Annotated in this window: 8 protein-coding genes; 3 read left to right on the top strand and 5 right to left on the bottom strand. The window is 71.2% G+C overall.

Translation table 11 applies throughout. The annotated features are described in order from the left end of the window. Window positions 1-70 precede the first annotated feature (70 nt). The 4 genes from OHB56_RS11180 to OHB56_RS11165 form a co-directional block, all read right to left on the bottom strand. Complete coding sequence (locus OHB56_RS11180) at window positions 71-1,306, bottom strand: branched-chain amino acid ABC transporter substrate-binding protein (protein WP_406352972.1); 1,236 nt, start codon at window positions 1,304-1,306, stop codon at window positions 71-73. An 893-nt stretch (window positions 1,307-2,199) separates the two neighbouring features. Further along, window positions 2,200-2,709 carry a hypothetical protein gene (locus tag OHB56_RS11175; protein ID WP_406352970.1) on the bottom strand — a complete coding sequence of 170 codons (510 nt, stop codon included), beginning with the start codon at window positions 2,707-2,709 and terminating at the stop codon, window positions 2,200-2,202. Between the two features lie 95 nt (window positions 2,710-2,804). Then, on the bottom strand, window positions 2,805-3,299 hold the full coding sequence (locus tag OHB56_RS11170; RefSeq protein WP_406352968.1) for a PaaI family thioesterase: 495 nt from the start codon (window positions 3,297-3,299) through the stop codon (window positions 2,805-2,807). A 120-nt stretch (window positions 3,300-3,419) separates the two neighbouring features. Continuing rightward, the gene (locus OHB56_RS11165; protein ID WP_406352966.1) at window positions 3,420-5,699 is read right to left on the bottom strand and encodes an FdhF/YdeP family oxidoreductase; all 2,280 of its coding nucleotides are present in this window, start codon (window positions 5,697-5,699) and stop codon (window positions 3,420-3,422) included. Window positions 5,700-5,947: 248 nt separating this feature from the next. On the opposite strand from OHB56_RS11165, the gene polA reads away from it, so the two are divergent. Further along, window positions 5,948-8,674, top strand: a complete 2,727-nt coding sequence (polA, locus tag OHB56_RS11160; protein WP_406352964.1) for a DNA polymerase I — start codon at window positions 5,948-5,950, stop codon at window positions 8,672-8,674. A gap of 237 nt (window positions 8,675-8,911) precedes the next feature. Next, window positions 8,912-9,358 carry a hypothetical protein gene (locus OHB56_RS11155; RefSeq protein ID WP_406352962.1) on the top strand — a complete coding sequence of 149 codons (447 nt, stop codon included), beginning with the start codon at window positions 8,912-8,914 and terminating at the stop codon, window positions 9,356-9,358. Here the strand turns inward: OHB56_RS11155 and OHB56_RS11150 are convergent. Next, on the bottom strand, window positions 9,276-10,136 hold the full coding sequence (locus OHB56_RS11150; RefSeq protein WP_406352960.1) for a DUF4184 family protein: 861 nt from the start codon (window positions 10,134-10,136) through the stop codon (window positions 9,276-9,278). The two genes, OHB56_RS11155 and OHB56_RS11150, sit on opposite strands and share 83 nt — an antisense overlap. 328 nt (window positions 10,137-10,464) lie before the next feature. Between OHB56_RS11150 and OHB56_RS11145 the strand changes: the two genes are divergently transcribed. Then, window positions 10,465-12,237, top strand: coding sequence for a lytic transglycosylase domain-containing protein (locus OHB56_RS11145; RefSeq protein ID WP_406352958.1), 1,773 nt, complete (start codon window positions 10,465-10,467; stop codon window positions 12,235-12,237). The last annotated feature ends 80 nt before the right edge of the window (window positions 12,238-12,317 follow it).

Genomic DNA, 12,317 nt, shown 5'->3' with positions numbered 1-12,317 from the left:
GGGGCCGGATACGAGCCGCGCGGGGCGCCTGTGGTGCGGCGCCCCGCGCGGCTCGGTTGGTGCGGCTGGGTCAGCCGGTGTAGGTGCCGGACTTGACGTCGTTCCAGTCGCCGTTCTCGACGGCGTAGACGGTGAGCTGCTTGTTGGTGGCGTCACCGAACTCGTCGAAGGAGACCTTGCCGGTGACTCCGTCGAAGGAGACGTTCTGCATGGCGGCGGTGACCTTTTCGCGGGCGTCTTCGGGCAGCTTGCCGTCGTTGTCCTCGACGACCTTCTTGACGGCTTCGATGACGGCCCAGGCCGAGTCGTAGCTGTAGCCGCCGTAGGCCTCGAAGTCTTCCTTGTACTTCTCGGCCTTGTAGTTGGCGACGAACTCCTTGGCGGAGGGGAGCTCTTCGACCGGGGCGCCGACGGAGGTGGCGAGGTCGCCGGTGCCGCTGGCGCCGGCGAGCTTGATGAAGTCGGCGCTGTAGATGCCGTCGCCGCCGACGAGCGGGATCTTGGCGCCGGCGGCCTTGATCTGCTTGCTGAGCGGGCCGGCCTGCGGGTATTCGCCGCCGTAGTAGACGACGTCGGCGCCGGAGGACTTGACCTTGGTGGCGACCGCGGAGAAGTCCTTGGTCTCGGGGTCGATGTGCTCGGTGCCGACGACCTTGCCGCCGAGCTTCTTGAACTCGGCGGTGAAGGTGGCGGCGAGGCCGGCGCCGTAGGTCTTCTTGTCGTCGATGACGAAGACCTTGCGCTTCTTGGAGTCGTTGTACAGGTACTGGGCGGCGAACGGGCCCTGGACGGCGTCCGTGGTCGCGGTACGGAAGTACGACTTATAGGTGCGTGTCTGGGTCTTCTGCCAGTCGGTTCCCTGGGAGAGGGAGGGGTTGGTGTTGGCGGGTGAGACCTGGACGAGCTTGGCGTCGTCGAAGACCTTCTGCATGGATTCGGCGACGGAGGAGTTCAGCGGGCCGACGACGCCGAGTACTTCGTCGTTGGCGACGAACTTGGTGGCGTTCTGCTGGCCGGAGGAGGGCTGGGCCTGGTCGTCGAGGGCTTCGACCTTGAAGGTGACGCCGTCGACGACCTTCTCCTTGTTGGCGATCTTGGCGGCGAGGTCCACGGAGTTCTTGATGCCGAGACCCAGCGCGGACAGGTCGCCGGTCAGCGGTGCGTCGATGCCGATCACGACGGTGGTGCCACCGCTGCCGGAACCCGAGTTGCCGCTCCCGCCCTCGTCGCGCGAACCACAGGCGGTGAGGGTGAGTGCTCCTGCCGCCAAAGCAGCGGTGACGGCGATGAGTGAACGTTGACGCACGATCCAGTCCTTTCCCCTGACGGCTGTTTCCCGGTGGAAACGGCCGAGTCGAGCGCTGGGCCGAAGTAAGAATCGGGAGGCGCGGTGACTGGCCGTGACTCTAAGCGGGTGGGGGGAACGGGGAGGAGGGTCTGGCCAATGCTGTGACGCTCTTGTTATGACACGAGGTAATGCAGAGCGGTACTGAGTGGGGGGAACGGCGGAATTCCGGCCGTTTTGACCTGTCCGCATGGTGAGAAACCGCAGGACCGGGCGGGGGGTGTTCAGGTGTATCAGGGGTTTTGGTGATTACCGAAAATCGTTGCTGCAGGCGACTTTTAGGGCTGTGGAGAGTTCCTGCGCGCAGCGCGGTCCGAGGGTGAAGCCGTGAGTCCGTATTGCGCGCGCATTACGCAGAGTTACATCCAGGAGAGGGAGTCCGACGGTCTCCGGCAATTCTCCGCATTCTGTGACGCGGAGGGTGATGACGAGCTTGCGGGGGACCTTTCTTTTGTCCGGAAAAGGGCGTGCGGGCTGGAGGCCGTCGAAAACCCGAGTAGGCCTGGGATATGGGGGTGACGGTGACCGGAGGGCCTGATTCCACGGTGGGTTCGACGATGAAGCTGAAATTCCGTTTATCTGTTTCTGGGCCTCTGGCCTGCGGTTTCAGGTAGGCGACGGTGATCACCCGGGACGGGAACGGAGCTGCGGGCGGCGGAGGTTGCCGGGGCCGGGTGAGGTGGAGGAGGACGCCGGCCGTGAGGACGGCCGCCACGGTGAGGGCGGCGAGTACGGTCCGGCGATGACGCCCGTGCAGCGCCGCGAGGGGGCCGCGGCGGGGGCCCGGAGGCCGCGACGCGGCGGCGGGATCGAGGGGCGGGTTTCGCCGCCGGGTTCCACGGGGCCGATGGCGCTCATCGCCAGGCGCCTTCGTCCGGTCCGCCGGTGCGGTGCCGTGCCGCGCAGGCCTCGCCGACATGACGGTCGATCACGTCGTGGGCAGCCGCGGTGCCTTGGCGTTCGCGGACGGGGCGGGCGGCGGCCACGGCGTCGCGCAGGATGTCGTACTGGCCGTTGGACAGGCCCATCGACTGGTAGTCGCCGTAGGCGGTGCCGTCCAGCACCTCACGGGCCCGATGGGCGACGACCCGTGCGCACACGTCCTTGGGAGCGGTCGCCGCCGGGGAGGGCGCCGGGGCGGGCGGCGGCAGGGACGGTGCCGGGGCGCCGGGGCGTCCGGACGGGCCGCATCCGGCTGCCAGGAGGACGGTCGCGAGGGCGGCCAGGAGGGAGGCCGGAAACACTCTCGCGAAGACCCTCGAGAGGAGTGCCGGGAGCGCCGGAGGTGTCGGGAGGGGCGCCGTGGCGAGCAGGGGGCGGCGGGGGTCCCGCGCGGCGGGCCGGGTGGCACCTCCCCGTTCCATGCCGGAACGGTAGGGCACCTTGCTGTTGCCGGGCAAGGGCCGGGCAACGGGTGGCGCGGGCGGCCGCGTGCCGTACCCCGCACCACCCGTGCCGGTCAGCTCTTGGCGGCGCCGGCGGCCTGCTCCGCGTCCTTCGTGCCGGTGTCCCGCAGCAGGCAGGTCAGGCGCGCGGTGCACACCCGCTTGCCGGCCTCGTCGCTGATGACGATCTCGTAGGTGGCCGTGGACCGCCCCCGGTGCACCGGGGTGGCGACCCCGGTGACCAGGCCGGAGCGCGCGCCGCGGTGGTGGGTGCAGTTGAGGTCGACGCCCACGGCGATCTTGGCGGCGCCGCCGTGCAGCATCGACCCCACCGAGCCGAGGGTCTCGGCCAGGACGGCGGAGGCGCCGCCGTGCAGCAGCCCGTAGGGCTGGGTGTTGCCCTCCACCGGCATCGTCCCGACGACCCGCTCCGCCGAGGCCTCCAGGATCTGCACGCCCATGCGGGTACCGAGGTGGCCGGCGGAGAACAGTGCCCCCAGGTCCACCCCGAGCGCGGCGTACTCGTCGATGACCTCTTGCGGGAACTTCACGTGCTGCTGCTCTCCCATGGGCCGGGCTCCGTTCGTCGTTCGTTGTGGTTCGTCCGTCGTGATCACTGCGGCGGCACTGCCGTGGACGCTTGCGCGCAAGCGTCCACGGCAGTGCCGCCGTCATTGCTGAGCAAACGCTCAGTCGGTCGTGGATTGTTCCAGACGGACCACGACCGACTTGCTGGCCGGGGTGTTGCTGGTGTTGGCGGTCGCGTCCAGCGGCACCAGTACGTTGGTCTCCGGGTAGTACGCGGCGGCGCAGCCAGGGGCGGTCGGGTAGTGCACGACGCGGAATCCGGGGGCCCTGCGTTCCACACCGTCCTTCCACTCGCCGACCAGGTCGACGTACGAGCCGTCCGCGAGCCGCAGCTCGCGCGCGTCCTCGGGGTTGACGAGCACCACGCGGCGGCCGTTCGTGATGCCGCGGTAGCGGTCGTCGAGGCCGTAGATCGTGGTGTTGTACTGGTCGTGTGAGCGCAGTGTCTGCAGCAGGAGCCGCCCCTTCGGCAGTTCGGGGTACTCGACCGGGGCGGCGGTGAAGTTGGCCTTGCCGGTGGCCGTCGGGAAGCGCCGCTCGTCGCGCGGGGCGTGGGGGAGCGTGAAGCCCGAGGGGTTCGCCACGCGCGCGTTGAAGTCCTCGAAGCCGGGGATCACGCGGGCGATGCGGTCGCGGATCGTCGCGTAGTCCTTCTCGAACTCCTCCCACGGCACCTTGCTGCCGGAGCCGAGGACGCGGCGGGCCAGCCGGCAGACGATGGCCGGCTCGGACAGCAGCTGCCCGCTCGCCGGTTCGAGGCGGCCGCGGGAGGCGTGCACCATGCCCATGGAGTCCTCGACCGTCACGAACTGCTCGCCGCCGCCCTGCAGATCGCGTTCGGTGCGCCCCAGGGTCGGCAGGATGAGGGCGCGCGCGCCCGTGACGGCGTGCGAGCGGTTGAGCTTGGTCGACACGTGCACGGTCAGCCGGGCCCGGCGCATCGCGGCCTCGGTGACCTCCGTGTCGGGGGAGGCGGAGACGAAGTTGCCGCCCATGGCGAAGAAGACCTTCGCCCGTCCGTCGCGCAGTGCGCGGATGGCCCGTACGACGTCGTAGCCGTGTTCGCGCGGCGGGGCGAAGCCGAACTCCTTCTCCAGGGCGTCCAGGAACTCCGGAGCGGGCCGCTCGAAGATGCCCATGGTGCGGTCGCCCTGCACGTTGGAGTGGCCGCGCACCGGGCAGACGCCGGCGCCGGGGCGGCCGATGTTGCCGCGCAGCAGCAGGAAGTTGACGATCTCGCGGATCATGGGCACGGAGTGCTTGTGCTGGGTCAGGCCCATCGCCCAGCACACGATGACGCGCTTCGACGCGAGGACCATGCGCAGGCACTCCTCGATGTCCTCGCGCGTGAGGCCGGTCGCGGTGAGGGTGGCGTCCCAGTCGGCGGCGCGGGCGGCCTCGGCGAAGTCCTCGTAACCGTGGGTGTGGTCACGGACGAAGTCCTCGTCGACGGCACCCGGCGTGTCGAGGATCAGCTTGTTGAGGATGCGGAAGAGGGCCTGGTCGCCGCCGAGACGGATCTGCAGGAACAGATCGGTGAGGGCGGCGCCGGTGGTGAGGCCCTTGGGGGTCTGCGGGTTCTTGAAGCGTTCCAGACCGGCCTCGGGCAGCGGGTTGACGCTGATGATCCGTGCGCCGTTCGCCTTGGCCTTCTCCAGGGCGGACAGCATGCGCGGGTGGTTGGTGCCCGGGTTCTGGCCGGCGACGATGATCAGGTCGGACCGGTGGAGGTCCTCCAGCAGGACGCTGCCCTTGCCGACGCCGATCGTCTCGGACAGGGCGGAGCCGGAGGACTCGTGGCACATGTTCGAGCAGTCGGGCAGGTTGTTGGTGCCGAGCTCGCGCGCGAACAGCTGGTAGAGGAACGCGGCCTCGTTGCTGGTGCGTCCGGAGGTGTAGAAGACGGCCTCGTCGGGGGAGCCGAGGGCGCCGATCTCCTCGGCGACGATGTCGAAGGCGCGCTCCCAGGTGACCGGCTCATAGCGGTCACCGCCCTCCGGGAGGTACACGGGATGGGTCAGGCGGCCCTGCTGACCCAGCCAGTAGCCGCTGCGGCCGGCCAGGTCGGCGACGGTGTGCTCGGCGAAGAACTCGGGGGTGACCCGTCGCAGAGTGGCCTCCTCGGCCACGGCCTTCGCGCCGTTCTCGCAGAACTCCGCCGTGTGCCGGTGCTCGGGATCCGGCCAGGCGCAGCCCGGACAGTCGAAACCGTTCTTCTGGTTGACGCTGAGAAGGGTCAGCGCCGTGCGTTTCACGCCCATCTGCTGGTGGGCCATACGCAGACTGTGGCCGATCGCCGTGAGGCCCGCTGCCGAGCGTTTCGGCTCGGCGACCTTCGGCGCGTCCTGGACCGGGTCGCCCTTGGGCGGCTTGCTGGCCATCGCGCACTCCTCTTCGCGTACACGTGTGACATACGGCTCCGAATCCTCGCACGGGACGTGACGGCCACGGCGGGCTCCTGGCGGGGCGGGGGCGTTCCCCCGTGAACGGTTGCGAACGGTTTCGAGGGATTGCGTGCGGCTTCGCGTGGAGGAAGGGGGGCGAAGCGCCGGGGCGGGGGCGACGGTCATGACGTCCGGCGGGGCGGGGGCGGGGCCGAGTGTCGGTGGCGCGTGGCAGGATCGGGGACGTGGCAGAGACAGCAGCGAAGAAGACCGACCAGACCTCCGGCGAGGCCCGACCGCGACTGATGCTCATGGACGGGCATTCGCTGGCCTACCGCGCGTTCTTTGCGCTGCCCGTGGAGAACTTCACCACCGCGACGGGCCAGCCGACGAACGCGATCTACGGCTTCGCGTCGATGCTCGCGAACACGCTGCGTGACGAGGCGCCCACGCACTTCGCGGTGGCCTTCGACGTCTCCCGCAAGACCTGGCGCTCGGCGGAGTTCCCCGAGTACAAGGCGAACCGCTCCAAGACCCCGGACGAGTTCAAGGGCCAGGTCGAGCTGATCGGTGAGCTGCTCGACGCGATGCACACCCCGCGCTTCGCCGTCGACGGGTTCGAGGCCGACGACGTCATCGCCACGCTCGCCACCCGTGCCGAGGCCGAGGGCTTCGACGTGCTGATCGTCACCGGTGACCGGGACTCCTTCCAGCTGGTCTCCGAACGCACCACGGTGCTGTATCCGACCAAGGGCGTCTCCGAGCTGACCCGGTTCACTCCCGAGAAGGTGTTCGAGAAGTACGGGCTGACGCCCGCGCAGTACCCCGACTTCGCGGCCCTGCGCGGAGACCCGTCCGACAACCTGCCCGGCATCCCCGGAGTCGGCGAGAAGACGGCCGCGAAGTGGATCAACCAGTTCGGTTCCTTCGCGCAGCTCGTCGAGCGGGTCGAGGAGGTCAAGGGCAAGGCCGGGCAGAACCTGCGCGACCACCTGGAATCGGTCAAGCTCAACCGCCGCCTCACCGAGATGGAGCGGCAGGTCGAGCTGGCCAAGGGCGTCACCGAGCTGGAGCGGACCGCCTACGACCGCAAGGCCGTCGCGATGATCCTGGACACCCTGGAGATCAGGAACCCGTCCCTGCGCGAGCGGCTCTTCGCCGTCGACCCCGGAGCGCAGGAGGCCGAGACCACCCCGGTCGTCGAGGAGGGCGTGGAACTGGACGGGACGGTCCTGGCCGCGGGCGAGCTGGCCGGCTGGCTCGCCGAGCACGCCGTCGGGCCCCTCGGCGTCGCCACCGTCGACACCTGGGCGCTGGGGACCGGCTCGGTCGCCGAGATCGCCCTCGCCGCGGCCGCCGGACCGGCCGCCTGGTTCGACCCGGCCGAGCTGGACGAGGGCGACGAACAGGCTTTCGCCGCCTGGCTCTCCGACGCGGACCGGCCCAAGGTGTTCCACAACGCCAAGGGCGCGATGCGGGTCTTCGCCGAGCACGGCTGGAGCATCGAGGGCGTCTCCATGGACACGGCCCTCGCCGCTTATCTGGTCAAGCCCGGCCGCCGCTCCTTCGCCCTGGACGCGCTGTCCCTGGAGTACCTGCACCGCGAACTGGCGCCCGCCGCCGCGGCCGACGGCCAGCTGGCCTTCGGCGCGGACGACGCCGCCGAGGCCGAGGCGCTGATGGTGCAGGCCCGTGCGGTGCTCGACCTGGGCGAGGCCTTCGAGGGCCGCCTCCAGGAGGTGGGCGCCGCGGATCTGCTGCGGGACATGGAACTGCCGACGTCCATCCTGCTGGCCCGCATGGAACGGCACGGCATCGCGGCGGACCGGGCCCACCTGGAGTCCATGGAGCAGATGTTCGCGGGCGCCGTGCAGCAGGCCGTGAAGGAGGCGCACGCGGCGGCGGGACACGAGTTCAACCTGGGCTCGCCCAAGCAGCTCCAGGAGGTCCTCTTCGGTGAACTCGGCCTGCCGAAGACGAAGAAGACCAAGACCGGGTACACGACCGACGCCGACGCCCTGGCCTGGCTGGCCGGCCAGACCGACAACGAGCTTCCGGTGATCATGCTCCGGCACCGTGAACAGGCGAAGCTGCGCGTCACCGTCGAGGGCCTGATCAAGACGATCGCCGCCGATGGCCGTATCCACACCACGTTCAACCAGACGGTCGCCGCCACCGGCCGCCTTTCGTCGACCGACCCGAACCTGCAGAACATCCCGGTCCGTACCGACGAGGGACGCGCGATCCGCCGGGGCTTCGTCGTCGGCGAGGGCTTCGAATCCCTCCTCACCGCCGACTACAGTCAGATCGAACTGCGGGTGATGGCCCATCTCTCCGAGGACGCCGGCCTCATCGAGGCGTTCACCTCCGGTGAGGACCTGCACACCACGGCCGCCGCGCAGGTGTTCGCGGTCGAGCAGTCCGCGGTGGACGCGGAGATGCGCCGCAAGATCAAGGCGATGTCGTACGGCCTCGCGTACGGGCTGTCCGCCTTCGGGCTCTCGCAGCAGCTGAACATCGAGGCGGCCGAGGCCCGCGCCCTGATGGACGCGTACTTCGAGCGGTTCGGCGGAGTACGGGACTATCTGCGCCGAGTCGTCGACGAGGCTCGGGCGACGGGCTACACGGCGACCCTCTTCGGCCGCCGGCGCTACCTGCCCGACCTCAACAGCGACAACCGTCAGCGCCGCGAGGCGGCCGAGCGCATGGCGCTGAACGCGCCGATCCAGGGCACGGCGGCGGACATCGTCAAGATCGCCATGCTGAACGTGGACCGCGCGCTGCGCGAGGCGGACCTCGAGTCCCGCCTCCTCCTCCAGGTCCACGACGAAATCGTCCTGGAGATCGCCCCCGGTGAGCGTCCGGCCGCCGAGGAGCTGATCCGCCGGGAGATGGCCGACGCGGTCCGGCTCAGCGTCCCCCTGGGAGTCTCGGTCGGCGCGGGCCCGGACTGGGAGTCGGCGGCACACTGACGGCGCCGGGCACGCGGGGCGTGCCGGTCACGCGGGGCATGCGGGTCACGCGGGCCACGCCGGTCACGCGGGGACCGGCGGGCGGCGGACGGTGGATGGGCAGGGGCGGAGGGCGTCCGGTGGGCGCCTTCCGCCCCTGCCCGTCTCCCCCGCAGGTGCCCGGCCCCCGGAGGGCGCTTCACTCGCGTGGGCCAGGCGGGCAAGCCGTCGAGTGGACCGGGCGCCAGGATGCGGGGCATGGGCATACGCATGCTTCACCGCAGAGCGGCATTCCCGAGGGCCGCCGCCGACGGACCCACCCCCGAGGCGCTGTCGCCGGTTCCGGTCTTCGCGGCCGACGCGAGTACCGCCCGCACCCCCGTTTCCCCGGCCGTCGCGCTGCGCCGTGCCACCGCGGATCTCGGCCGCCGCATCGCCGACGGTCCCTGGCACCCCGGCCTGTGCGAAGGGCCCGGACTCCCGGGCCCCGGCGCCGGCGAGCCGCCCGCGTGGCGGCGGTGGGCCGAGCTGGTCCGCGGCTGTCTGACGCTCGCCCTCACCCTGCTGCCCCGGCCCCGCCCGGTCCGTACCGTCACCGTGTTCGTGGCGGCCGGCGAGACCCTCAGCGTGCGGCCGTACGGCTCGGCAGCCGCGTATCCGCCTCCTCGGGGTCCGCAGGGGCCGGGGCCGGACGCCACGTCCTGACCGTCACGGCGTACACCGGCAGCGCGAGGACGAGCCCGGCGCCCGCCCCGAAACACACCGTGGGGATCAGCTCCCAGGGTTTCGCGGTCGCACCCCAGTAGTCCCACCAGCGCGAGGCCCGCTGCACGGCCCCCGCCAGCGCGCAGCCGCCGAGCAGCGCGGCGGCCGCCCACCGGTCGGCCGGGGACAGCGCAGGGACCCCCGCAGGCCCCGGGCCGGGCGTCGCCCGGCGCAGCGCCCGCGCCAGGAACACGGCGATCACCACCGCGGCCACCGCCGACCCGCCGTACTGCAGGTACCAGTACAGCGGTGAGCCCGCGATCTCCTGTCCCAGGACGGGGAAGACCCGCATCCCCCACCGGTCGAGGTGCGTGAACTCGTCCCAGACCACATGCGTCAGCGCACCGAGGACGGCCGAGACGTACCAGCGCGCCGCCAAGGCGGCGCGCACGCGCGCGCGGGGCGTGCCGCAGCGCAGCAGGGCGGCCGGCCGCCCCTGCCGGGACCGCGGCAGCAGGGCGACGAGCGGTTCACGGACCAGGAGCCACAGACCCGCCAACGCCCAGGCGATGCCCGCATCGATGGTGAGAACGCCCGGGAACGAGTGCGTGAAGTCCCCGAACTCCATCGCCCCGGACAGGAAACTGGCCGCGTAGTAGGTCAGGTCCGGAGCGAGACTGCCCGCCACGAGTACGGCCGGCACCAGCGGTCCCCGGCCGGTCCCGTCGGTGCGCACGGCGGGCAGGACCGCCACCGCGTGGCTCAGCGTGAAAGGCAACCCGGCTCCTCGGAAGGGTAGTTGACCCGGCACGTCGGCCCGGGTGCTCGGCGGACCCCAGTATGCGCGACCCGGCCGTCCTCGACCGGGGAGGGAACGGCTGTGGCCGACCGGTGAAGACCGGGTGTGAACGGGTGTCCGGACAAAGGATGGTGCCGTAGGGTCGCGAGAGCTGCCGTGCCCGGTGCGACCAACGGGGCCGACTGCAGTGCCACGACGGATCGTTACAACGAATCAGTACAACCGATGGCTGCGGCTGATCGTCACCACAGGCGACCGTGACAGACATTGACGGATGCTCCGGCGTCCACGGGGAGGGGTTCACTCTATGGCGGCGCATTTCGGCAGGAGGCTGCGCAAGGGAGCGGCAACCACCGCCGTGGCGGCGGCCGCGGTGGCGGCCCTGTCCGCGTCCCAGGCTCCGGGCGTGACGATCGACGGCCAGGGCGGCCGGACCCCCTCGGGCGCCGCCTCGGAGCCCGAGGAGAGTGCCGGAGACCCCGGCGCGACCGGCAACTCGCCGTACTACACGGACCTGCCGCCGCTGAACAGCCCCAACCCCTCGCCGTCCGCGAGCTCCGACCCGGTCACGCGGGGCGCCGCCGAGGCGGGCATACCCGCGACCGTCCTCGACGCCTACAAGAAGGCCGAAGCCGCGCTGCGCGAGTCCAAGCCCGGCTGCCACCTGCCCTGGCAACTGCTCGCCGCCATCGGCAAGGTGGAGTCCGGCCAGGCCCGCGGCGGACGCGTCGACGCCGACGGCACCACGACCTCCCCGATCATCGGCCCGCAGCTCGACGGCAACGGCTTCGCGCTCATCAAGGACACCGACGACGGCAGGTACGACGGCAACAGCGCCTACGACAACGCTGTCGGCCCCATGCAGTTCATCCCGTCCACCTGGGCGTGGGCCGGCCGCGACGGCAACGACGACGGCCTCGAGGACCCCAACAACATCTACGACGCCGCGCTGGCGGCCGGCCACTACCTGTGCCGCTTCGACTGGAACCTGTCCGACCGGACGGACCTCCGCAAGGCGATCCTCAGCTACAACAACTCGACGGAGTACCTGAACACCGTCCTGTCGTGGCTGGAGTACTACCGCAAGGGCACGCACGAGGTCCCGGACGGCACCGGCACCCTGCCCGACAACCGCAGCGACGACCGCTCCACGAGCCCCACCCCGTCGACGCCGGGCGCCGGCCCGTCCACCCCGGACACGCAGCCGTCGAAGCCCGGCACACCGCCCGGCAACCAGGGCGGCGGCAGTACCAAGCCGCCGTCCTCGCCCGGCACACCGACCCCGCCGCCGTCCACGACCCCGCCGCCGACCACCCCGCCGCCGACGACGACCCCGCCCCCCACCACGTCCCCCACGCCCACCGACACGGTGGACCACCTGGAGAACGCCGGCACGGGCAAGCTCACCGCGACGGCGGGCGAGGCGTTCACCGAGCGGATCAGCACCCGCGCGGAGACGGACGGGGGCAAGGCCGTCGCGAAGGTGCGGATCCGCTTCACCGTCCTCGGCGACACCGACACCACCTTCATCGGCGGCGAGAGCGTGGCCACCGTCCTCACCAACAGCTCCGGTGTCGCCGTCGCGCCCGTACTCCGGGCAGGTGAGAAGACCGGCAACGTCACCGTCCGCGCCACCGTCGTCGGCCGCGTGGTGCCCGGCCTCGACTACCGGGCCACCGTCACCGAGCGCGTCGCCGACACCGTCGTCCGTACCGATGACGAGGCGCTGACCTGCACGCCGGGCGGCGAGTTCGCCCACCGCCTCGAGGTGCTGGCCACTCACGACGGCGCCGCCGCAGGCAAGGTCGCCGCCACCGCCACGCTGATCACCTCGGCCGACGATCCGACTGTCAACGACAAGGGCCCCTACTTCAAGGACGCCGACGACAAGGCCGTACGCACCCTGAACGACCTTCGGACGGACGCGGACGGCCGGCTGAAGCTGCCCCAGTTGTACGCGGACGACACCACCGGCACCTTCCTGCTCCGCATCACCACCGCGGGCGGCGCCACCCTCACGGTCGAACTCACCGTGGCCGAGGCCGGGACCGCCTCCCCCGAACCCACCGGGGGCGCGTAGTCGCACGCGCCCGCGCGGACACATTGGTGCGCCCCTCCGTTGCCGACGGAGGGGCGCCTCCCGCGTGCGCGACGTGTTCT

The sequence above is a fragment of the Streptomyces sp. NBC_01635 genome (assembly GCF_045209715.1).
GTDB lineage: Bacteria > Actinomycetota > Actinomycetes > Streptomycetales > Streptomycetaceae > Streptomyces > Streptomyces hirsutus.
The sequence above is the reverse complement of the archived record's forward strand: the minus strand, read 5'-3'. Positions and strand labels throughout refer to the sequence as shown.

Excerpts from the sequence above, each read along its gene's own strand:
- OHB56_RS11175 (WP_406352970.1), bottom strand. The coding sequence starts at position 2,709 with ATGGAACGGGGAGGTGCCACCCGGCCCGCCGCGCGGGACCCCCGCCGC.
- OHB56_RS11170 (WP_406352968.1), bottom strand. The coding sequence starts at position 3,299 with ATGGGAGAGCAGCAGCACGTGAAGTTCCCGCAAGAGGTCATCGACGAG.
- OHB56_RS11165 (WP_406352966.1), bottom strand. The coding sequence starts at position 5,699 with ATGGCCAGCAAGCCGCCCAAGGGCGACCCGGTCCAGGACGCGCCGAAG.
- OHB56_RS11155 (WP_406352962.1), top strand. The coding sequence starts at position 8,912 with ATGGGCATACGCATGCTTCACCGCAGAGCGGCATTCCCGAGGGCCGCC.
- OHB56_RS11145 (WP_406352958.1), top strand. The coding sequence starts at position 10,465 with ATGGCGGCGCATTTCGGCAGGAGGCTGCGCAAGGGAGCGGCAACCACC.